Annotated in this window: 19 protein-coding genes; 10 read left to right on the forward strand and 9 right to left on the reverse strand. The window is 63.5% G+C overall.

The features are described 5' to 3' along the window. Nucleotides 1-174 precede the first annotated feature (174 nt). Nucleotides 175-1,116: a LysR substrate-binding domain-containing protein gene (locus ABX298_RS23230; protein WP_367394486.1), complete on the reverse strand. Its 942-nt coding sequence runs from the start codon at nt 1,114-1,116 to the stop codon at nt 175-177. A gap of 146 nt (nt 1,117-1,262) precedes the next feature. Between ABX298_RS23230 and ABX298_RS23235 the strand changes: the two genes are divergently transcribed. Further along, nucleotides 1,263-2,639: an L-serine ammonia-lyase gene (locus tag ABX298_RS23235; protein WP_075045165.1), complete on the forward strand. Its 1,377-nt coding sequence runs from the start codon at nt 1,263-1,265 to the stop codon at nt 2,637-2,639. A gap of 158 nt (nt 2,640-2,797) precedes the next feature. Here ABX298_RS23235 and ABX298_RS23240 read toward each other — a convergent pair whose 3' ends face one another. Then, on the reverse strand, nt 2,798-3,475 hold the full coding sequence (locus ABX298_RS23240) for a DUF3313 domain-containing protein (RefSeq protein WP_025339019.1): 678 nt from the start codon (nt 3,473-3,475) through the stop codon (nt 2,798-2,800). Between the two features lie 270 nt (nt 3,476-3,745). Between ABX298_RS23240 and ABX298_RS23245 the strand changes: the two genes are divergently transcribed. Next, nucleotides 3,746-4,051, forward strand: a complete 306-nt coding sequence (locus ABX298_RS23245) for a DNA-binding transcriptional regulator (protein WP_003260255.1) — start codon at nt 3,746-3,748, stop codon at nt 4,049-4,051. Between the two features lie 103 nt (nt 4,052-4,154). Here ABX298_RS23245 and ABX298_RS23250 read toward each other — a convergent pair whose 3' ends face one another. The 3 genes from ABX298_RS23250 to ABX298_RS23260 form a co-directional block, all read right to left on the reverse strand. After that, the gene (locus ABX298_RS23250; RefSeq protein WP_317409709.1) at nt 4,155-5,450 is read right to left on the reverse strand and encodes an FAD-binding oxidoreductase; all 1,296 of its coding nucleotides are present in this window, start codon (nt 5,448-5,450) and stop codon (nt 4,155-4,157) included. Nucleotides 5,451-5,463: 13 nt separating this feature from the next. Beyond that, nucleotides 5,464-6,552 (reverse strand): polyamine ABC transporter substrate-binding protein, encoded by a 1,089-nt coding sequence (locus ABX298_RS23255; RefSeq protein ID WP_367393707.1) that lies wholly within the window; start codon nt 6,550-6,552, stop codon nt 5,464-5,466. 139 nt (nt 6,553-6,691) lie between these two features. Continuing rightward, the gene (locus ABX298_RS23260) at nt 6,692-8,050 is read right to left on the reverse strand and encodes a glutamine synthetase family protein (protein ID WP_025339022.1); all 1,359 of its coding nucleotides are present in this window, start codon (nt 8,048-8,050) and stop codon (nt 6,692-6,694) included. A 183-nt stretch (nt 8,051-8,233) separates the two neighbouring features. On the opposite strand from ABX298_RS23260, the gene ABX298_RS23265 reads away from it, so the two are divergent. Both ABX298_RS23265 and ABX298_RS23270 read left to right on the forward strand, forming a co-directional pair. Further along, a complete protein-coding gene (locus ABX298_RS23265; RefSeq protein WP_367393708.1) occupies nt 8,234-9,133 on the forward strand; it encodes a helix-turn-helix domain-containing protein in 900 nt (299 codons plus the stop codon). A 164-nt stretch (nt 9,134-9,297) separates the two neighbouring features. Then, nucleotides 9,298-11,208, forward strand: a complete 1,911-nt coding sequence (locus ABX298_RS23270) for an AAA family ATPase (RefSeq protein ID WP_367393709.1) — start codon at nt 9,298-9,300, stop codon at nt 11,206-11,208. 123 nt (nt 11,209-11,331) lie between these two features. Here ABX298_RS23270 and ABX298_RS23275 read toward each other — a convergent pair whose 3' ends face one another. Continuing rightward, entirely contained in the window at nt 11,332-12,717 is a 1,386-nt protein-coding gene (locus ABX298_RS23275; protein ID WP_039613622.1) for an aldehyde dehydrogenase family protein, read from the reverse strand. Between the two features lie 107 nt (nt 12,718-12,824). On the opposite strand from ABX298_RS23275, the gene ABX298_RS23280 reads away from it, so the two are divergent. The 4 genes from ABX298_RS23280 to ABX298_RS23295 all read left to right on the forward strand — a co-directional run bounded on the left by ABX298_RS23280 (nt 12,825) and on the right by ABX298_RS23295 (nt 15,780). After that, nucleotides 12,825-13,691 (forward strand): LysR substrate-binding domain-containing protein, encoded by an 867-nt coding sequence (locus tag ABX298_RS23280; protein ID WP_013972688.1) that lies wholly within the window; start codon nt 12,825-12,827, stop codon nt 13,689-13,691. Between the two features lie 125 nt (nt 13,692-13,816). Beyond that, nucleotides 13,817-14,260 carry a hypothetical protein gene (locus ABX298_RS23285; protein WP_025339026.1) on the forward strand — a complete coding sequence of 148 codons (444 nt, stop codon included), beginning with the start codon at nt 13,817-13,819 and terminating at the stop codon, nt 14,258-14,260. Nucleotides 14,261-14,314: 54 nt separating this feature from the next. After that, a complete protein-coding gene (locus ABX298_RS23290) occupies nt 14,315-15,061 on the forward strand; it encodes a phytanoyl-CoA dioxygenase family protein (protein WP_025339027.1) in 747 nt (248 codons plus the stop codon). Between the two features lie 197 nt (nt 15,062-15,258). After that, a complete protein-coding gene (locus ABX298_RS23295) occupies nt 15,259-15,780 on the forward strand; it encodes an acyloxyacyl hydrolase (RefSeq protein WP_046614221.1) in 522 nt (173 codons plus the stop codon). Nucleotides 15,781-15,948: 168 nt separating this feature from the next. Here the strand turns inward: ABX298_RS23295 and ABX298_RS23300 are convergent, their stop codons facing one another. Next, complete coding sequence (locus tag ABX298_RS23300; RefSeq protein ID WP_367393710.1) at nt 15,949-18,072, reverse strand: TonB-dependent siderophore receptor; 2,124 nt, start codon at nt 18,070-18,072, stop codon at nt 15,949-15,951. Between the two features lie 243 nt (nt 18,073-18,315). Continuing rightward, on the reverse strand, nt 18,316-19,206 hold the full coding sequence (locus ABX298_RS23305) for a universal stress protein (RefSeq protein WP_025339029.1): 891 nt from the start codon (nt 19,204-19,206) through the stop codon (nt 18,316-18,318). A 146-nt stretch (nt 19,207-19,352) separates the two neighbouring features. Between ABX298_RS23305 and hisN the strand changes: the two genes are divergently transcribed. Together hisN and ABX298_RS23315 are read left to right on the forward strand one after the other, a co-directional pair. Further along, on the forward strand, nt 19,353-20,144 hold the full coding sequence (gene hisN, locus ABX298_RS23310; RefSeq protein ID WP_367393711.1) for a histidinol-phosphatase: 792 nt from the start codon (nt 19,353-19,355) through the stop codon (nt 20,142-20,144). A 233-nt stretch (nt 20,145-20,377) separates the two neighbouring features. Beyond that, a complete protein-coding gene (locus ABX298_RS23315) occupies nt 20,378-21,109 on the forward strand; it encodes a hypothetical protein (protein WP_025339031.1) in 732 nt (243 codons plus the stop codon). A 139-nt stretch (nt 21,110-21,248) separates the two neighbouring features. Here the strand turns inward: ABX298_RS23315 and ABX298_RS23320 are convergent, their stop codons facing one another. Further along, entirely contained in the window at nt 21,249-22,229 is a 981-nt protein-coding gene (locus ABX298_RS23320) for a LysR family transcriptional regulator (RefSeq protein ID WP_367393712.1), read from the reverse strand. Nucleotides 22,230-22,295: the final 66 nt, after the last annotated feature.

Genomic DNA, 22,295 nt, shown 5'->3' on the forward strand with positions numbered 1-22,295 from the left:
ATCTCGCAAGCGCTCCGCGCACCCTGTGGGAGCGGGTTTACCCGCGAAGAATCCAACGCGGTGCATGGCACCGGCTGTGCCGGTGTTCGCGGCTAAAGCCGCTCCCACAGGGTCCCTGCTAATTCAATGAGTCACTCGTAATTCCATGAAAGTGTGCAAGCGCTCTTGGCCGCCCTAGTCCTTGTTCAACGGGTGCAACTCCCTGAACCCCCGCGCTTCCTCCACCAGCCAGTCATGCACCGCCCGCGCTCCCGGCTGGTTCAGCCCGCCCGGCGGGTAATGCACCACATAGCGCTTGTGGTTGGCGATCGGCACCCCGAACGGCACGATCAGCGCGCCGCGCTCCAGTTCGTCGTTGAGCAGCGTGCGCCGGGCAATCGCCACGCCAATGCCGGCAATCGCCGCCTCGATGGTCAGGTGGTTGCGGTTGAAGGTATGCCCGCGCCGCACATCCAGGCCGGCGGCGCCGATGCCCTCCAGGTAGAACTCCCATTCGGCATATTCCGAACTGCCGCGCCAGGCCGTGATGTCGTGCAGCAGCGGGTAGTGCGGAAGGTCTGCCGGCCCGTGCAGCGGCGGGCGCCCGCGTAGCAAGGCGGGGGAGCACACGGGGAAGATCTGCTCGTCCAGCAGCGGCGTCGAGAGCATGCCGGGGTAGCTGCCATCGTTCAGGTCGATGGCCAGGTCGAAATCGCCCGGGGTCAACGCCTGGGCACTGTCTTCGGCCACCAGGCGCAGTTCGATGTCCGGGTAGCGTTGTTGAAAGCGCGGCAGGCGAGGCGTGAGCCACTTGGCCAGGAACGACGGGATCGAGCGCAGGCGCAAGGTGCCGCGGATTTCCCCCGCGTCCAGGCGCAGCAGTTCGGCTTCGATGCTGCCGTAGGCCTCGGTCACGGTCTGCGCCAGGCGTTGCCCTTCGGCGCTCAGTTCCACACCGCGCGCCCGGCGCAGGAACAGCCGATAGCCCAGGCGTTCCTCCAGCTGGCGCATCTGTTGGCTGACGGCGCCCGGGGTGATGTGCAGCTCTTCGGCACAGCGGGTGAAGGACAAGTGCCGGGCCGCACAGGCGAACACGTGTAGCCAGACGAACGTCTGGCCGTTGAGTTGTCGTCGCATCATTTAGTACCACTAAAGCCTTGCTTAGGAAGTTTCGTTGGTCATCCATGAGCCAGCGCGGCAGTATCGCGCAAAATCGCAATACCGCTCAATTTCTCCAGATAACCGTGCTGCGGCTTCATACCCGGGCACGGTCAGGCATTAGCATGGCTATCAGTGTTTTCGACCTTTTCAAAATCGGCATCGGGCCGTCCAGTTCCCACACCGTCGGCCCGATGCGGGCGGCGGCTACCTTTGCCCAGGCCCTGCGCGAACAGGGGCTGCTGGCCCGGGCAAGCCGGGTCGAGGTGCGGCTGTACGGGTCGCTGTCGGCCACCGGGGTTGGTCATGCCACCGATCGCGCCTGCCTGCTCGGCCTGATGGGGCAGTGGCCGGACCGTATCGACCCGGCCACCATCGAGTCGCGCATTGGCCAGGTGATGCAGGAGCACTGCCTGATGCTCGATGGCAGCCACCCGGTGGCGTTCGAGTACAGCTGCGACATGCTGCTGCTCGACGAGAACCTGCCGTACCACCCCAATGCCATGAGGCTGGAAGCCATGGACGGGCAGGGCAGCCTGTTACGCCAGACCTACTATTCGGTGGGCGGTGGCTTTATCGTCGAGCAAGCCGAGATCGATGCGCCAGCCGTCGAAGCGAATGCGGTGGTGCTGCCGTACGAGTTCGACAGTGCCGCGCAGTTGCTGGCCTTGTGCAAGGCCCATGGCTTGAGCGTGGCGCAGTTGATGATGGCCAACGAATGTGCCTGGCGCCCGGAGGCCGAGGTACGCGAGGGCTTGCTGCGGATTTGGGGCGCCATGCGTGAATGCGTCGACAACGGCCTGCGCAACGAAGGCATCCTGCCGGGCGGGTTGCACGTCAAGCGCCGTGCGGCGCGGCTGCATCGCAGCCTGCAGGAACTGGGCAAGCCCAACGTGATCGGTTCCACCCTCAGCGCCATGGAATGGGTCAACCTGTTCGCTCTGGCGGTGAATGAAGAGAACGCCGCCGGCGGGCGCATGGTCACGGCGCCTACCAATGGTGCGGCTGGCATCATTCCGGCGGTGCTGCACTACTACATGAAGTTCAACCCGGGCGCGTGCGACGCGGACGTGGTGGACTTCCTGCTGGCGGCAGCGGCGGTCGGCATCCTGTGCAAGAAGAACGCGTCGATTTCCGGGGCTGAGGTTGGTTGCCAGGGCGAGGTGGGCTCGGCCTGTTCGATGGCCGCTGCCGGCCTGGCCCAGGTGCTGGGCGCTACGCCGCCGCAATTGGAAAATGCCGCCGAGATTGCCCTGGAACACAACCTTGGGCTGACCTGCGACCCGGTTGGCGGCTTGGTGCAGGTGCCGTGCATCGAGCGCAACGCGATTGCTGCGGTAAAAGCGATCAACGCCGTGCAGATGGCGTTGCGGGGGGATGGCGAGCACTTCATCTCGCTCGACCGGGTGATCCGCACCATGCGTGATACCGGGGCGGACATGCATGCCAACTACAAGGAGACCTCGCGCGGCGGCCTGGCCGTTGCCTTCGTCGAATGCTGAGTCACCGCAGCGGTCAGCGCGGTCTTGCGGGAGCGGCCTTGTGTCGCGAAAGGGCTGCGAAGCAGCCCCATTCATGCGCCTGAGCTGAGATCCCGGGGCCGCTCTGCGGCCCTTTCGCGACACAAGGCCGCTCCCACAGGTTCCGTGTCCGGTCGGTATCAGCGGGCTTTCTGCTTCGCTTCCAGGAAGCTCGCACGCATGTCCTTGGCCCAGCCATCCAGCACCGGCTTGACGTCATTCAGGGTCAGCTGCGTGGTCTTGTTCTCCAGATCCTGCCCCGTGCCCTTGCGCACGACCTGGGCCAGCACTTTCTGGCTGGCACCATCGAGGAACGCAGCTTCCACGCCAACATCCACCTCCTGGTCACGGCCGCCCATGGCGGTGTTCACACCGGCTGAAATCAGCGCGATAGGGATGACCTCATAGGGCTTGAGGCCCTCGTTGCTGGTGGACACCGCAGTAATGGCCGGGCGCACCACGATCACGCCCGGGCCGGGGCCCTTGGCCAGCGGTACCACGCTGCCCATTTCACGGCGCAGCGCTTCGTTGAAGTAGCGGGTGATTTCCTGCAGCGTCTGCGCCGAGATGACCGCCGTCGGCTGCGGCCTGGGGTAGAACTGGCTGGGCTCGATGAACACCTGGCTGTACTGGTTGACGTTGACCTTGGGGTCGATCCAGCGCATCACCGGGTCGCCCGACGGGCTCTTGGTTTCCTGCAGCCGGCTGTAATCCTTGAGGAAGCCGGAGTAGTCCTTTGGGTCCACGCGATTGCTGGAGCAGGCGGCCATGGTAAGCAGTGCGGCGCACAACAGGGTGATGCGGGGCAATGATTTCATGATGAAGATGCATCCATGATAGGTCGGCCAGAACAACGCTAGCAGGTGCGCGACAGTTGGCCAGTGGGCTGGTTCAATCTGTAGTGGGAATTGGCTGCGGTAATGTTCCCAGGCGCGCAAATTCCTACAGTGTCTTGGGACCTCGCTGGCTATTCAGTTTCTGCCGCCCTTGGAAAACTATGCCCGTTAAGGAGCAGGAGTGCTGCGATTCGCGGGCAAAGTCTTTCTGGGTTTGCTCTGCCGGGCGTTGCAGGCGGGTGGAGGTATGTTGTGAGCAGCAAACTGATTGAATCGTTACGCGAGGACCTTGTCGCTCTGCACGAGGCCGGAGCGATCGGCAAGGTCACGCTTCGGGATTACGAAGCGCTATGCCCTGCACCGGTGCGAGATTTCAGCGCACTGGACATACGCCGTTTGCGCGAGGCACTCAACTTCAGTCAGCCGGTCTTTGCGATGCATTTGCACACGAGTGCATCGACAGTGCGCAAATGGGAGCAGGGCGAGACACGCCCATCGGGACCGGCTTTGAAGCTGCTGAATATCATTAAAAACAAAGGGTTACAGGTTCTTCTTTGAGTCCTTTGTCTGATTTTTTGAAAGTCCTTTAAAAACAGTGAATTACGGATTTTTTTGAAAATTTTCCTTTAACTTCCGATTCGCAGGCAAGCCTGCTGCCACGTCAACCCAACACCTCCCGCAATCGATACCACAACATCCCCAGCGCCAGCAGCGGCGAGCGCAGTGCCTTGCCGCCGGGGAAGGTCAGGTGTGGCACGGCGCTGAACACGTCCAGCCCCTGGCTGTGGCCGAGGGCGATGCTTTCGGCCAGCAGTTTCGCCGTCCAGTGCGTCACGTTCAGCCCATGCCCGGAATAGCCCTGGGCGTAGTAAACGTTGGGGTGCTGGCTGAGGCGCCCGACCTGGGGGAAGCGGTTGGCGGTGATGCCGATCATGCCGCCCCACTGGTAGTCGATACGCACGTTGGCCAGCTGCGGGAACACCTTCAGCACCTTGGGCCGCATGTAGGCGGCGATGTCCTTGGGGTCGCGGCCGGAATAGTGGCAGGCGCCGCCGAACAGCAGGCGCCGGTCTGCCGTCAGGCGGTAGTAGTCCAGGCCGACTTTCTGGTCGCACAGCGCCATGTTCTGCGGGATCAGGCTGCTGGCAAGTGACTCGGGCAATGGCTCGGTAGCCACCACGTAGCTGCCGGCCGGCAGCACCTTGCCGCTCAGGCGTGGTTCCAGTTCATCGAGGTGGGCGTTGCAGCCCAGCACCAGGCTGCTTGCCCGCACCTTGCCACGGGCCGTGTGCAGGGTCACGCGGGGGCCGTGCTCGATGCGCAGCACCGGGCTCTGCTCGAAGATGCGTACGCCCAGGCCGTGGGCAGCGCGGGCTTCGCCCTGGACCAGGTCAAGCGGGTGCAGGTGGCCCGAGCCCATGTCTACCAGGCCGCCGGCGTACTGGTCGCTGGCGACGATTTCATGCAGCTGGTCGGCACTGACCAGGCGGGTTTCAGGGCGATAACCGAGTGCGGCCAGGTCGTCCTGTTCGTCCTTGAATGCGGCGAACTGCGCTGGGGTGTTGGCCAGTTCGCAGAAGCCCCAGCGCAGGTCGCAGGCAATGCCGTACCGGGCGATGCGGCTGGCCACCAGCGCTACCGAATCGATGCCGGCCTGTTTCAGGTAGTGCACGCCGTCCTGGCCGACATGCCGGGCAAAGCCGCTGACGTCATGGCCGATGCCGCGAATCAGCTGGCCGCCGTTGCGGCCGCTGGCGCCCCAGCCGATGCGCCGGGCTTCAAGCAGCACCACCGAGAGCCCGCGTTCGACCAGTTCCAGGGCTGTATTGACCCCGGTCAGCCCGCCGCCGACCACGCACACATCGGCGGTCAGTTCGCCGTCCAGGCTGGGATAGGGCGCTGCATCGCGTGCCGTGGCGGCATAGTACGAAGCGGTGTGTTGGGTAGTGAAAGACATGGGCGTTCTCGACTCAGCGGTTGGACTTGATCTTGCTCCAGGAACGGGTCATGACGCGCATGATCTTCGGGCTCGGCGTGCTGGAGATGTACAGCTTGTCCAGCACATCCTGGGGTGGGTAGATCTCGGGGTTTTTCACCAGTGACGCGTCCATGTAGGCCTGGGCATCGGGGTTGGCGTTGGCATATCCGACCGTGGCGCTGACCTTGGCGATCACTTTGGGGTCGAGCAGGTAGTTGATGAACGCCAGGGCCTGTTCGGGGTTGTTGGCGTCCTTGGGGATGGCCAGCAGGTCGAACCACAGGTTGCTGCCTTCCTTGGGAATGCTGTAGGCGACTTTCACGCCGTTTTTCGCCTCCACGGCGCGGTTGGCGGCCTGGAACACGTCGCCGGAGTAGCCGAAGGCCACGCAGACATCGCCATTGGCCAGGTCGGAAACGTACTTGGAGGAGTGGAAGTAGGTGATATAGGGGCGCAGTTCGAGCAGGCGGGCTTCCGCCTTGGCGTAGTCGGCCGGTTTTTCGCTGCGCGGGTCCATGCCCAGGTAGTTGAGCACGGCCGGGAACAGTTCGTCGGGCGAGTCCATGAACGCCACGCCGCACTGCTTGAGCTTTTTCAGGTTCTCGGGCTCGAACAGCACCGCCCATGAATCGATATGGTCGACGCCCAGGGCCGCCTTGACCTTGTCGATGTTGTAGCCGATGCCGTTGGTACCCCACAGGTAGGGTACGGCGTACTGGTTGCCCGGGTCGTTCTGTTCAAGCTGCTTGAGCAGCTTGGGGTCCAGGTGCTGCCAGTTGGGCAGCTTGCTGCGGTCCAGTGGCAGGAAGGCACCGGCCTGTGCCTGGCGTGCAAGGAAGTGGTTGGATGGCACCACCACGTCATAGCCGGTGCGCCCGGCCAGCAGCTTGCCTTCCAGGGTTTCGTTGGAGTCGAACACGTCATAGACCACCTTGATCCCGCTGCTGGCCTGGAAGTCGGCCACGGTGGTGTCGCCGATGTAGTCGGTCCAGTTGTACACGCTGACCGAGGGAGTCGCCTGGGTGGTGGTGGCGAACAGCAGGGCGAATGCGGCGGGGATCAGGGTTTGCAGATGACGCATGGGGACACCTCGTTGGTCTTGTTCTTGGAGTTCGGTGCAGGGGCTCGTGCCCTGTGGGAGCGGGTTTACCCGCGAATACGTCGTTGAATGCACCACAGCATTCGCGGGTAAACCCGCTCCCACAGGTACCGCGAAAATGTCAGACACTCAGCATCAGGAATTCACGCTCCCACGAGCTGATCACGCGCTTGTAGTTCTCATGCTCGGCACGCTTGACCGCCACGTACCCCTGGACGAACTGCTTGCCCAGGTACTGCTGCACGGTCTCGCAGTCTTCCATGTGCTGCAGGGCGTCCTCGATGGTGATCGGCAGGCGCAGGTTGCGCCGCTCGTAGGCACGGCCCTGCACCGGGGCGCTGGGCTCGATGCGCTCGACCATGCCCAGGTAGCCGCACAGCAGGCTGGCGGCGATGGCCAGGTACGGGTTGGCATCGGCGCCCGGCAGGCGGTTTTCCACGCGCATCGCCTCGGGGCTGGAGGTGGGCACGCGCAGACCGGCGGTGCGGTTTTCTTCACCCCACTCGACGTTCACCGGTGCCGAGGTGTCCGGCAGGAAGCGTCGGAACGAGTTGACGTTGGGCGCGAACATCGGCAGCAGCTTGGGGATGTACTTCTGCAAACCGCCGATGTGGTACAGGAACAGCTGGCTCATGCTGCCGTCTTCATTGGCGAAGATCGGCTTGCCGGTGGCGATGTCGACCACGCTCTGGTGCAGGTGCATGGCACTGCCGGGCTCGTCGGTGATCGGCTTGGCCATGAAGGTGGCGGCCACGTTGTGCTTGAGCGCGGCTTCACGCATGGTGCGCTTGAACACGGTGATCTGGTCGGCCAGGTCCAGGGCGTCGCCGTGGCGGAAGTTGATCTCCATCTGCGCCGGGCCGTCTTCATGGATCAGCGTGTCCAGGTCCAGGCCCTGGATCTCGCACCAGTCGTAGACGTCTTCGAACAGCGGGTCGAATTCGTTGGCGGCATCGATCGAGAACGACTGGCGGCCGCTTTCGGCACGGCCGGAACGCCCCAGCGGCACTTGCAGTGGCAGGTCCGGGTCTTCGCAGCGCTGGGTCAGGTAGAACTCCATCTCCGGTGCCACGATCGGCTGCCAGCCTTTGTCGGCATACAGCTTGAGCACTTTCTTCAGCACGTTGCGCGGCGACAGCTCGATGGGGTTGCCTTGCTTGTCGAAGGTGTCGTGGATCACGATCGCGGTCGGCTCGATCGCCCACGGGATCTGGTACACGGCGCTCGGGTCTGGGCGGCAGACCATGTCGATGTCGGCGGCATCGAGCAGGTTGTAGTAGATGTCATCGTCAACGTAGTCGCCGGTGACCGTCTGCAGCAGCACGCTCTCGGGCAGGCGCATGCCACGCTCGTGGAGAAACTTGGCGGTGGGCGCGATCTTGCCGCGGGCGATGCCGGTCAGGTCGCTGATCACGCATTCGACTTCGGTGATCCGGTGTTCTTTCAGCCAGGTGGACAGCTGATCGAAGGGGGCGTTCATACAGACCTCTTGGTTGGGTTTTAGTGTGGGAGCAGGCGTGCCAGCGTAAACCGTTCTACGGTTTCGAAGGCGTCCCGCTTCCCAGGTGACGCGCTGGAGACTATCTTGGTCGCAGCCCGCATGGCTGATCTATCCACTTTCTCCGGCAATGAATGCACCAAAAGAGTGCAACTAGGACCGAGCGTGACAACCGCCAATGCCCTGCAAGTCCAGGCTTTCCACACCACCGACGTGACCGAACAAGTACGTGCCACCCCTGGCTGGCAGCAGCAGTACCGGCAGATGTCGCCCGGGCATTTCAGTGGAGAGCTGCGTTGCCTGGGGCTGGACGGGGTGGAGGTATACGAGGAGCGGCTGAACACCCGGGTGGAGCAGTTTTTCCGCGCGCCCAGCGGTTCGCTGGCGTTCTGCTTCGACCGCAGCGAGAACAGCCTGTACCTGCTGAACGAGCAGAGCCGCAACATCTGGATCACGCCGGAGAACTACCAGGAAGTGGCGGTCGTGTTCGACCAGGCCTTCCTGGCCCGCCATGGGCTGGACCCGCAGCGCCTGGAAGGGTTGTTCATGGTGCCGCTGGGCAGCGGCCAGAACGCGCTGTTCGGCAGCTGGCTGAGCGCGACGCTGACCCGCCTGGGCCAGGCGGATTGCCCGCTGCAGGGGCAGGCCCTGGCGGAGCAGCTGCTGGAGGACTGCCTGTTCATCCTCGACAACGCCTGCCAGCGCCTGCAGGGCGTGGCGTTGGGCCGGCGTGACGAGGAACGGACGATCATGCGCCGGGTGAGCGAGCGGGCGGCCGACTGCCCGGAGGAGACGCTGAACCTGGTGGAGCTGGCGGATGTTGCCGGGGTTTCCTTGCGTCAGTTGCAGCAAGCCTTCAAGGCGTATACCGGCATGCCGCCGGCGCACTGGTTGCGCCTGCGCCGGCTGAACGGTGCGCGGCGCGATCTGCTGCATGGCGGTGAAGTGACCGTGGCCGAGGTGGCAATGCGTTGGTCGTTCTGGCATTTGGGAAGGTTTTCAGAGAGTTACCGACAGTTGTTCAAGGAGTTTCCCAGCGAGACCTTGAAGCGGGGCAGGGGCTGAATCTGGTGGTGAAGCTGCTCCCACAGGATCACCTCAGTGCTAGGCGTTGTGAGGTCCCTGTGGGAGCGGGTTCACCCGCGAAGAGGCCGGCCCAGGCAATACACAACCCAGCATTCCACAGCGAAAATTGCTATCGTGCCGCCCTGATTCCACCCGAGGTGCCGATGTTCTACCTGCCTTTGCCCAGCGACCAGGCCGACCGCCTCGCCAGCGAGCCCACCACCGACTTCTTCACCACCGCCAGCGTCCTCGACGCCGCCGCCGTGCTGTTCGTGCAGAACCTGCCGCGCCAGCCCGCCACCGCCTCGGCGGATGCGCAGGAACGCCGCTTTGCCGAAATAGTGCGCATTGCCAACGAGGTCGAAAGCGCCGCGCCGGGGCGCTTCCAGGGCCAGGTGGCGCAGCACTTCGATCGCGAAGCCTTCGCCATGGGCCTGGGCATGCTGGGCGAAAACGGTATCGCACTGCTGTCGACCGAGGTGGAATACCAGGCCGACGAGCTGCTGGACGCCGAGGGCCAGTGGAACTTCCAGTTCGCCGACAGCTACCGCCAGCGGGCTACTCCGCTGCACCCGGTGGACCTGCCGTCACTGGCCAGCGACCTGATGCTCAGCGACCAACAGAACCGCCTGCTGCGCGAATTCCTCAGTGGTATCGATGAGTCGGTGGCGGTTCAGGGCTTTGCCGGCACCGGCAAAACCTTCCTGATTCACCAGTTCGCCCGCCTGCTCGAGCCGCAGCGTACGCTGTTGCTGGCCTTGACCGAAGGCCAGCTGCGCGCCCTGCAGGCGCGGGTCAAGGACGCCGCCGCCTACACCGCGCTGACCTTCGGCCAGCTGGCCGACGAGCTGCTCAACCGCGACCTCACCAGCAACGGCTGGCGCCTGCGCGACCCGTATCGCACCAAGCTTTCGTGGCGCCCGCAGGATGCGCAGGTGGTACGTTGGCTGGCCATTCCCGACATCGGCCCGCTCGCCGCGCGCGATGTGGTTGCCTTGTGCATCCGCGCGGTACGCACGTTCTGCCACAGCGCCGACACCCAGCTGCAGTTGCACCACCTGCCCTGGGCCGGGCCGGGGACCACGCCACTGGACCAGGAAGTGTTGCTGGAAAAGGCACGGCTGTACTGGCAGGAGCTGATTCGCCCGTCGGCACGGGAAATCCAGTTGCCGGTGCGCGACTACCACCGGGTCAAACTGCTGTCGCTGACTGGTTATGTGATCGACAGCCGCTACACCCATGTCATCGTCGACGAGGCCCACGAGCTGTCGGCACCGATGCTTGCCGTGCTCGACCGCAGCCCGCAGTCGATCATTGCCCTGGGTGACGAGCTGCAGAACCTCAACGGCCTCAGCGCGCACCATGGCGGCTTTATCCGCCAGCGTTACATCGACCACTCGCTGCGGGCCGGCCCGGCGATGGACAACGTGCTCAACCCGTTGATCCAGGCCCACCCGGCGGCGATCCAGGCAGCCTTCAGCGGCAGCGCCGAGCATTACACCCGGGTCAGCTTCTTCGATGCGGTAACGGTGCCGGAACAGCCCACGGCGTTGATCGTCGACGATGAATGGGGCCTGTTTGGCTGGTTCCAGCGCCTGACCCACCAGGGTGTGCCGTTCGTGCTGCTGAAAAGCGCGCGCAAGGACTTCGAGCTGTTCGTCGAAGACTGCATCGAGCTGTACCGCCATGGCACCCGGCCGCGTCACCCGATGCTGTTCCGCTATGCCAGCTGGCAGGCGCTGGAGCAGGACAAGGGTGATGACAAGGCGTTCGTCGCCGTGGCCAACATGCTGCGCAAGGGCTACACGCCAGAGCACTTTGCCAGGGCCAAGAGCCGTTACCGCTGGGACAAGGCGCCCAAGCTGTTCCTGGGGCGGGTGCGGGATGTGAAGAACATGGAGTTCGCCCGGGTGATGGTGTCGCCGGAGCTGATGGTGGTGCCGCAGGTGGCGGGGAACCGCAATGAACGGGCGCGGATGCTGGCGGGGTTGTATACCGCCTGTTCGCGGGCGCGGCATGAACTGATCGTGCCGGGGGGGATGCTGGACTGGGTCAAGGACCAGGTTCGGGATTGAGATTATCGGGGCCGCTGTGCGGCCCTTTCGCGACACAAGGCCGCTCCCACAGGGGAAACGCAATTTCCTGTGGGAGCGGCCTTGTGTCGCGAAAGGGCTGCAAAGCAGCCCCAGGGTCATGAATCAGTTACGGTCCAGCCACACAGTCTGGGCATTGGTGAACTCACGCACCCCAAAGTGCGACAGCTCACGCCCGAAGCCGCTCTTCTTCACCCCGCCAAACGCCACGCGGGGGTCGGAAGCGCAATAGCCGTTGATGAACACGCCGCCGGTATCCAGCGCCGCGGTCATGCGCTCGGCCAGCGCGTAGTCGGCGGTGTAGATGGTCGAGGCCAGGCCGAACTCGCTGTCGTTGGCCAGCTCCACCGCATGCTCCGCATCACGTGCGCTGATGATCGCCGCCACCGGCCCGAACAGCTCCTGCTTGAACGCAGTCATCTGCGGGGTGACGTTGGCGAACACGGTCGGCGCGTAGAAGTTGGCAACGCCATCGACCTTGTGGCCGCCCAGCAGCAGGGTGGCGCCTTCGGCGATGGTCGCCTGGACCTGGCCATCCAGCTCGTCGCGCAGGTCGTAACGGGCCATCGGGCCGATGTAGGTACCTTCTTCCAGCGGGTTGCCGACCTTCAGCTCGCGAGTGGCCTCGACGAACTTGCGGGTGAATTCGTCAACGATGCTTTCCTCGACGATCAGGCGCTTGGCCGCAGCGCAGACCTGGCCGGTGTTCTGGTAACGGCCGATCACGGCTGCTTTCACGGCGGCATCCAGGTCGGCGTCGGCCAGCACGATGAACGGGTCGGAACCGCCCAGCTCCAGCACGCACTTCTTCAGCGCCGCGCCGGCTTGCGCACCAATCGCCATGCCGGCACGCACGCTGCCGGTCAGGGTCACGGCGGCGATGCGTGGGTCGTTGATGGCGCGGGTGACGCCGTCCGGGGTCACGTTCAGCACTTCGAACACGCCTTCCGGCAGGCCGGCATCCTTGAACAGCTCGCCCAGCAGGTAGGCGCTGCCCATCACGTTCGGCGCGTGCTTGAGTACGTAGGTGTTGCCGGCCAGGATCGCCGGCACGGCGCCGCGCAGTACCTGCCAGACCGGGAAGTTCCATGGCATCACGGCCAGGATCGGGCCCAGCGGGCGGTATTCGATGCGGGCTTTCTCGACCTGGGTCGGCTCGGCGGCGAGCATGGCCGGGCCATGTTCGGCGTACCAGCGGCACAGGCCGACGCACTTGCTGACTTCACCACGGGCCTGGGCGACAGGCTTGCCGATTTCGCGGCTGATCATTTGCGCGAAGGCTTCGGCCTTGGTTTCGAGGGTGCTGGCCAGGGCAAGCAGGTACTCGCTGCGCTGACCCAGCGACACCTGGCGCCACTGGCGGTAGCCAACCTTGGCGCGTTGCAGCGCCGCTTCCAGTGCGGCGTCGGTGTCGAACGGGTAGGCGCCGATCTGCTCGCCGCTATACGGGTCGAGGGAGATGGCGTGGGTCAGGCTGCTGATCGCGCTCATGGCGGGACACTCTCGTTGTTGTTGAACCGTGACGCCAGACTAGTGGGCTATGGCTTTAATGAAAACTGAATAATAATGAGCGAAACATTCACGTTTGGAGAAAGGCTGTGGACCTGGTGCAACTGGAGATCTTCAAGGCCGTGGCAGAGCAGGGCAGCATCAGTGCCGCCGCGCAGCATATCCATAGGGTGCCGTCGAACCTGACCACGCGTATCAAGCAACTGGAGGAGGACCTGGGCGTGGAGCTGTTCATCCGCGAGAAGAGCCGCCTGCGCCTGTCCCCCGCAGGCTGGAACTTCCTCGAATACACCCGGCGCATTCTCGACCTGGTGCACGAGGCGCGGTTGACCGTGGCCGGTGAAGACCCGCAGGGCACCTTCGCCCTGGGGTCGCTGGAAAGCACGGCCGCGGTGCGCATTCCGGCCTTGCTGGCGGCCTACAACCAGCGTTACCCCAAGGTCGACCTGGACCTGTCCACCGGGCCTTCCGGGACCATGCTCGAAGGCGTGTTGTCTGGCCGCCTGGTGGCAGCGTTCGTCGACGGGCCGGTGCTGCACCCGACGCTGGAAGGCATGCCGGTGTTCGAGGAAGAAATGATGGTCATCGCGCCGCTCAACCACGCCCCGGTAACCCGCGCCCAGGACGTCAACGGCGAAAGCATCTACGCCTTCCGCGCCAACTGTTCGTATCGCCACCACTTCGAGAACTGGTTCGTGCAGGACCAGGCAGTGCCGGGCAAGATCCACGAAATGGAGTCGTACCACGGCATGCTGGCCTGCGTCAGCGCCGGCGCCGGCCTGGCCATGATGCCGCGCAGCATGCTCGACAACATGCCCGGTTGCAGCACCGTCAGTGCCTGGCCGATGTCGGAGGATTTCCGTTACCTGAAAACCTGGCTGGTGTGGCGCCGGGGCACGGTATCGCGCAGTTTGAGCATGTTCGTGAAACTGCTCGAGGAAGGGCGCGCAACCTGATGTTCCAGCACAATATTCACACCATTGATGCGAATTTCATCAAGACGACCATGCATCAGCACGAACGCCGTTACGCCCGAAGGATCAGATAATAGGTAAGCCATCCTCGAAAGGAGGGTCGTACCATGCGTAACCATCACTATGCCCTCGGCGCGGCGCTGCTGATCACCCTGGCGCTGCCATGGACCCTGGCGGCCGCCGCCGACCTCAATGCCCCCATCGACATGCAGGCCGTGCAACTGCAACAGCAGGAGCAGAACGGCGTCCGCTACCTGCAAGGCGGCATCGGCCAGGATGAAGCCAACGCCCTGCGCAAGACCCCGGGCTATGACCTGCACGTGGAACTCTCCACCGGCCCGGAAGGCAAGTTCCAGAGCGGTGCCACCGTCGACATCCAGAATGCACAGGGCCAGCCCGTGCTCAGCCTTACGGATGCCGGGCCGCTGCTGTATGTGCAGTTGCCTCCCGGCAAATACAAAGTGACTGGCAACGCCCAAGGTGAGACGGTGCAGCAATTGGTGACCGTGAATGGCAAGACCCCCGCGACCGTGAACCTGAACTGGCGTTGATGGAAAAACGGGCAGGAGTACGGATGTGCTCCTGCCTGAAAGGAGCGCATCGCCATGAGCCTGGACCTTCAGCTGGAGATGTTGGACGAGCGGGGCTATGTGTTGCTCCCCGGTGTGCTCGAACCCTTGCGTATCGCCTTGTTGCGCTGCGCCATTGATGACCTGCAGCCCATCCACTGGGATTACCAAGGGCTGCTGGAACACTACAAGTGCGTGTTCAACCGCAACCCGTTGTGGTTGCCCTTTCTCGACCTGCCGCCGCTGATTGCCCTGGCCGAAGCGGCACTGGGCGCCGACTGCCATGTGATCGGCCAGACCGCCTGGCGCAGCCACCCGGGCTACCCTGGCGTGGCCCTGCACCTGGACCATCTGCCCATGCAGTTGCCCGACTGGCTCAGCGAGCGCGGCGACTTCACCCAACCCCCGCAGATCCTGACTGCGCAGCTGTACCTGAGCGATATCGACCATCACATCGGGCCTACCTGGATTGTGCCCGGCAGCCACCGCGCGGCGCGGCCACCACAGGCTGGCGAGCAACACTGGCAGGGCCGTGAGGCCCAGCCGGTGCTGTGCAAGGCAGGGGACGCGCTGGTTTTTCGCAGCGATGTCTGGCACAGCGGCGGTGCCAACTGCACCCAGTCACGCGAGCGCGACATGCTGCAAGTGCACTATGGCCGGCGCATGGTCGCGCAGAAGTTTTCGCCGTACCTGAACTGGCGTTTCAACCCGCAGGTGCTGGAGGAGGCCACCCCCAGGCAAAGGCGTCTGCTGGGCGAACACGAAGAGGCGGAATACGACTGACCGCTGCTGTTCGGCATGGCAGATGCTGGCGCAGGGTATTAGCCAATGGTGGCAATTCACTTTCAACTTTCTGTTTATCTGGTCGATAATCAGAAAAGTATTACTTCGTGTGACCGGTCTGGATGCATCCGGTCACCACATAAGATCGAGGGGCCCAAGCCCCCACTTGCCGTATAGACCATCAGGAGAAGTCATTGATGAAAACCCGTCTAGCAGCTTCGCTGGCTGCTGCAGTGCTGGCCTTTGCCGGAACGAATCTGGCTCAGGCAGCACAGGTGACCGGCGCCGTCGGCGCCACTGGCCAAGGTGACATGACCTACCGTATCGGCCTGTCGTTCGACTGGGACAAGAAATGGCTGGAAAGCAGCACCGGTCATCTGACCGGGTACTGGGATGCGGCCTACACCTATTGGGAAGGCGGTGAGGCCAGTGGCGCGCACTCGCTGTCGTTCAGCCCGGTGTTCACCTACGAGTTCAGCGGTTTCACCTATACCCCGTACATCGAGGCCGGCATTGGCCTGGCGGCGTTTTCCAAGACCGATGTGGGCGACCAGCGCCTGGGCTCGTCGGTCAACTTCGAAGACCGCATCGGCTTCGGCCTGAAACTGCCGGGGGAGCAGAAGGTGGGGATCCGCGCGATGCACTACTCCAACGCGGGGCTCAAGCAGCCTAACGACGGCATCGAGTCGTACTCGCTGTTCTACAGCAAAGGGTTCTGAGACCAGGGGCCGCTTTGCGGCCCATCGCCGGCAAGCCAGCTCCCACAGGGACCGCGCAGTTCTTTGAATCTGCGCTGGCCCCTAAAGGGACTGCGTATGGTTGGGACGATGCGGTCGAGGTGGGAGCTGGCTTGCCGGCGATGGGCTGCAAAGCAGCCCCATTAACTGTCAGAAGGTATACGAAACCCCAGCCTGCACCGTCCGCGGCGCTCCTGGGTAGGCGTAGAAGTTGAATGCTCCCTCGTCGTATTCCTTGTTGAACAGGTTCTTCAGGTCCAGGTTGAGGCGAATGTTGTCGTTGACCTTGTAAAAGGCCAGCAGGTCGACAACGGTGTACTGGTCCATGTTGTAAGTCACTGCCTCGGTTTGGCCATTGCGGTCATCGACGTACTTCACCCCAACCCCCAGACCAAGGCCTTTAGCCAATCCGTCCTGGAATTCGTAGGTGTTGAGCAGGCTGAAGCTGTTCCTTGGAATGTTCGCCAGCCGGGTGCCAGAGGGCAGGCGGTTGTCCTTGGTCACTTCAGCGTCAACGTAGGCATAACCACCGATCACACGCCACTCCGGTGTCAGGTTTCCGGCAACGTTGATATCCAGGCCACGGCTACGTACTACGCCAGCGGCAAGGTTGTAGTTGGGGTCCGCCGGGTCGCGTGTCAGCACATTTTCCTTGACGATGTGGTAGATCGCCGCGTCAACGCTCAGTTGACGGTCCGGCGCTTCCCATTTCACACCCAGCTCATACGACTTGCCTTTCTCGGGGTCGAAGCCCGAACCTTGCAGGCTGGCGCCGCTGTTGGGCTTAAATGAACGGGCGGTATTGGCATAGACGGCAACCGTATCGGTCAGGTCGTAGATCAGGCCAAAGCGCGGGGTGACGCCGTTTTCGCCCTTGCTGAAGTCGCGGTTTGCGGGCCGCTTGTCGTCGTAATCATGCTCGAAACGTTCGAAGCGCACACCGGCCAACGCCTTCAGGCGCTCGGTAAGGGCCACCTGGTCCTGGATGAAGAAAGCCCAGGTTTTCAGGTTTTCTGTATCCCAGGTTGTAGGCACTGAAGCTAATGCCGGCCTTGGCTGGCCCAGTACCGGGTTGTAGATGTCGATTGGGTAGGAGGCAGTGGATCGTCGGATGATAGAGCTGTAGTCGTAGTCTTCGTACTCGATGCCAGTCAGCAGGGTGTGGCTGAACGCTCCTGTATCGAAATGCCCGGTCAGGTTCAGTTGCCAATCGCGATCAGTCCACTCCAGCTTGCGATAGTTGAAGTTTCGCTGCAGCGTGCGGCCGTCTGCGGGTGCGCCATTGGCTTCGACAGCATTACCCTTGAGCGAGCCATCCAAAAACTGGAACCCGCCACCCAGCGTCCAGTTGTCGTTGAGCAGGTGTTCGAAACGCACCTGAGCCATGTTGTTGTCGTTGTGCAGAAGGTTGTCGCTGCCTTTTTCCCAGATATAGGTGTCGCGCGAGGCGCTGCCAGTCTGGGTGGCGTAGCGGGTCAGGCCACGGTCCAACGGATGGTTGTTGCGCATGAAATCGCCCTCGAAGACGATCTTCGTGCTGTCGTTGACCTGCCAGCTGAGCACCGGCGCCACGTCATAGCGCTCGCTTTCCACATCGTCACGGAAGCTTTCGCCGCCTTCGCCCAGCAGGTTCAGGCGGTAGGCCAGCGAGCCGTCCTGGTTCAGCGGCCCGGTGGCGTCCAGGGTCGCGCGGTGCATGCCCTGGTCATCGAACTGGCTGCCCAGGGTAACTTTCGACTCTGGCAGCGGCTGCTTGCTGACCACGTTGAAGGTGCCGCCGGGGTCGCCACGGCCGTACAGGCTGCTGGCCGGGCCACGGATCACTTCCAGGCGCTCGACGGTGTTGGCGTCGGGGGCGTTGGGGTAGCCGCGGTTGATCGGGAAACCGTTGCGGTAGAACTCCCCGGTGGTGAAGCCACGCACGGTGAAGGTGGTCAGGCCCTGGCCGCCGAAGTTGTTGGCGCGGCCGACACCGCCGGCGTAGTCCAGGCCGTCCTGCAGGCGCGTGGCGCCGGTGTCTTCCAGTACATCCTTGGGCACCACGCTGACCGATTGCGGGGTTTCGTGCAGGGCGGTGTCGGTGCGGGTGGCGCTGGCCGAGCGGGTAGCCTTGTAGCCCTCGACCGGGCCATCGGCACGTTCGCTGTCGGCGCTGCTGGTGATGTTCAGGGCCTGGAGTTCGATCTGGGCGGGTTCGCCGAGCGGTTCAGGCTCGGCAAAGGCCAGTGGGGAGACAGCATGAAGCACACAAAGCGAAACGAACGTGCGACGCATCGACGGTACGATCCTGGAGTAGGGCGCTGAGGGTAGGGTGGGCAAGCGCCGAGAAACTACTACGAATCATTATCAAATGCATTCTTTTTGTGTGGCACTGGTGTACCAGATACCAAGGCTGAAATTCGTGTTGGCCTCTTCGCGGGTAAACCCGCTCCCACAGGGGGCACCAGGCCTGAGGTCAGTGGGATACCTGTGGGAGCGGGTTCACCCGCGAAGAGGCCGGTGCAGATTTACCAGCGCTCAGCGAACCGCCTTGATCGCCAGCACATTGCACAGCGGATGCTCCAGCACATGCGCCGTGGTCCCGCCCAGGAACGTCTGCATGGCATCATGCCTGTGGCTGCCCATCACGATCACATCCGCCCGGCTGTGCCCGACGAACTGGGCAATCACCTTGATCGCGGCCCCTTCCAGGAAGTGCCTGCGCTCCAGCGGGATCTGGTGGTGGTCGCCCAGCCGGTTGAACGCCGCCCGCTGCGCGGTGCGCACGCTGACATCGAAGCCTGGCATGGTCACTGTGCCGGCGCCGAAGTCGGCAATGTGGGTCTTGGCCGCGTCGCACACATGCAGCAGGTGCAGTTCGGCATTGCACTGCAGGGCCAGGGCATGGGCGCAATGGATCACCTGCTCATCCAGGTGCTCGCCGGCGCCATGGCTGTTCAGATCCACCGCGGCGGCAATCTGCCGGGGCAGCGGCAGGCGGATATCGCTGACCAGGTGCACGGCGACCGGGCTGTCCTTGAGCAACTGCCAGTCCAGTGGCGTTACCAGCAGGCGCTTGAGCACCGGTTCGTGCTGCACGTCCTTGATCAGCAGGTCGCAACCCAGCCGTTCCACCCGCTCCAGCACGCTGCCCAGCGGATCGCGGGTCAGCAGTAGTTCGGTAGACACATCCAGGCCGGCGTTGGCCAGTTGTTCGGCTTCGTCCGCCAGCCATTGGCGGTTGTCGCTGAGCAGCCGCTCACGCTCGCGGCTATCGCTCATCAAACCGAAGGTGTCGACATCGTCGACGAACACGTTGATATCCAGCAAGGCACCGCTGGATTCCGCCAACGCCGCAGCGCGTTGCAGCGCTGGCGTGTGGCGCATCTGCGGGCCGAGCATGACGAACAGACGCTTGAACTGGCTCATCTCACACCTCCACGTGTGGCAGCCCCCCGGTGTCTGGTCTTGTTCAGTCTAGACCGCGCAGGGCCGCATGAGCAGCCGACGGAGGCTGGCGCGGCACGGTGTGTCGGGTATGATGCGGGCCCCATCATTTTCACGAGGCCCGCCCCATGTCCCTGAGTGCTGAACAGATCGGCGAATTCCGCGCCTTCGCCGAGCAGCTGGCCGATGCTGCTGCCGTGGCGATCAAGCCATACTTTCGCGCCAGCCTGGACGTCGAGGACAAGGGGGGGCGCCTGTACGATCCGGTGACCGTGGCCGACAAGGCAGCCGAGGACGCCATGCGCGAGCTGATCCAGGCACGCTATCCCGAGCACGGCATCCTCGGTGAAGAAGCCGGCGTGGCAGTCGGCAGCAGCCCGCTGACCTGGGTGCTCGACCCGATCGACGGCACCCGTGCCTTCATCACCGGCCTGCCGCTGTGGGGCACGCTGATTGCCCTGAACGACGGCACGCGCCCGGTGGTAGGGGTGATGAACCAGCCGTTCACCGGCGAACGCTTTGTCGGCACACCGGAAGGCGCCTGGCGCAGCGGTACGCCGTTGCAGACCCGCGCCTGTGCCGACCTGGCCTCGGCCACGCTGATGTGCACCACGCCGGACATGTTCGATACCGCCGCGCGCAAGGCTGCATTCGAAGCCGTTGCCGGCAAGGCGCGCCTGATGCGCTACGGTGGCGATTGCTATGCCTACTGCATGCTGGCTTCCGGGTTTGTCGACGTGATCGTCGAGGCGAGCCTGCAGCCGTATGACGTGCAGGCGCTGATGCCGATCATCGAAGGGGCGGGCGGGGTGATCACGGCGTGGGATGGCAGCAGCGCGCAGTATGGCGGGTGCGTGGTGGCCTGTGGTGACCCGGCGCTGCATGCACAGGTGGTGGAGATGTTGCGTCACGCCATGTGATCCATGTGATCCATGTGTTGCTTGTGCCGGCCTCTTCGCGGGTAAACCCGCTCCCACAGGTACTGCGCAGTTTTCAAGATATGTGGTGATCTTGTGGGAGCGGGTTTACCCGCGAAGAGGTCGGCACAGGTATCCATAACCCCGATCACCGCACTTTTTCCAATTTCCGGGCTCTATGCTTGGCCAGGCCACACTGATCCCCGGTGCGGCCGCCGAATATCGACCCGGTGCCGATGGTTGCAAGCAAGCCAAAATTCTTCCTCCGCCTGCTATTGGCAGGCACCCTCACGTGCCTGTGCGCCTGCACCCAGCAGCAGGGTCGCGACATGGTCAACCAGCTCGGCAACGGCAAGCCCAGCGAACTGTTCCAGACCAGCGTCGACCGCCTGGCCACGCTGTCCATGCGCGACAACCTGCAGAGCTTGTACCTGCTGATGAACAAGCTTTACCTGCGCAACCCCAACCAGTGGAAGCTGTCCGGCTACGTGGACGCGGCCACTGCCGAGCGGCAGATCCGTATCGCCATCGAACAACGCCAGCCCTTGCCGCAACTGGGCAACCGTCGCGACCTGGCAGCCTTGAGCTATGCCCTGAGCCCCGAGTTTCGCGGTGACCGGGTGGGCGCCTTCATCTACGCCATCGGCAGCATGCTGATCACCGCGCACGGCGGGCGTACCGAGTTCTACATGACCGATACCATCGACCCGCTGTTCGTCAACAACGCGGCGCGCAATATCGAGAAGGCCACCTGGATGTTGAGCCAGCGGCAGGATGCCAATGGCGTGCTGCTGTTGTTCTCCAACGAAATCTCGGAAGAGGGCAGCAACCTGAGTTTTGCCGTTGAGTTCGGCAAGATCGTGGCACGGCTGGATTTGCTGGCGGAGTTGCTGGATGAGCGGTACAGGCGGATTGGCTTGAATTATGCGCAGAGCCTGCTGTTGATGAACTTCCTGCCGGTGCAGTGAATTGGGCGGTTCCGGGTTGCCTGTACCGGCCTCTTCGCGGGCATGCCCGCTCCCACAGGGATATCACCAGCCTGAAGGGCGATGAAGTACCTGTGGGAGCGGGCGTGCCCGCGAAGGGGCCATCACAGGCAATCGACATTCAGCGGGTACGCAACGACTCCAGCAACGGCTGAAACTCCGCCAGCAACCAGTCCCGCAAGCGGCAGCAACTGGAGTCATGGTCCTTGTCTTCGTTGAACGCCAGGAAGTGGAAGGTATCCTTGAGTACCAGTTCCTCCTCCACCGGCCTTGCCAGCAGCCCTTGGACCACCAGCGGCTCTACCAGGTGGTGCCAGCCCAGCGCCACGCCCTGGCCACCCAGGGCCAGCTGCACCAGCAGGTTGTAATCGTTGGCATTGAAGAAGTGCGGGCCGGTGTTGGCGCGGCTTTTCAGGTCGATGTCATGGAACGCCAACCAGACGTTCCAGTCCACGTGCTCGGCCACCTGCGAGCGGCCATAAGGGCTGAGGTTCAACAATGTGCCATCACGCAGCCCCTGCAGGGTACGCACCTCTGGGTGCTGCGCCAGGTACAGCGGCGTGCACACCGGGTAGATCACGTCGTGGTTGAGCTGGTGCGAGCTGTAGCCCGCCTGCACCTTGCCCAGTTTGGTGATGTAGATGTCGGGGCGAACCCCGGGCTCCATGGCCAGGAAGTTCTGCGTGGTCACCAGGTTGATGTCGATGTCCGGGTTCTCATCGAAGAACCTCGGCATCCGCGGCCCCATCCACAAGGCGGCGAAGGCCGGCGAACAGCACAGGGTGACCACCTGCTTGCTGTTGGTGTTGCTGCGAATGCGCTCGGCAGCCTGGGAAATGTTGACGAACGACAACTGCACCGCATCGAAGAAGATCGAACCGGCCACCGTCAGCTCCACCGCACGGCCCACGCGGGTGAACAACTCGGCGCCCAGGTAGGTTTCCAGTTCGCGGATTTGCCGGCTGACCGCTGCCTGGGTCACGCACAGCGCCTCGGCGGCGCGAGTGAAGTTCTGGTACTTGGCGGCGGCGACGAAGACTTTGACCGCACGCAGCGAGGGCATCTTGATCAGCGTCTGATCGGGTTCGGAGTGTCTGACCATGTCGGTGGGGTGCAGTCCTGTGTAGGAGCAGTTTGTGCTGCGAAAGGGCCCCTGCAGGCACCCATG

It is taken from the genome of Pseudomonas sp. X4, assembly GCF_040784925.1.
GTDB classification, from domain to species: Bacteria; Pseudomonadota; Gammaproteobacteria; order Pseudomonadales; family Pseudomonadaceae; genus Aquipseudomonas; species Aquipseudomonas putida_Z.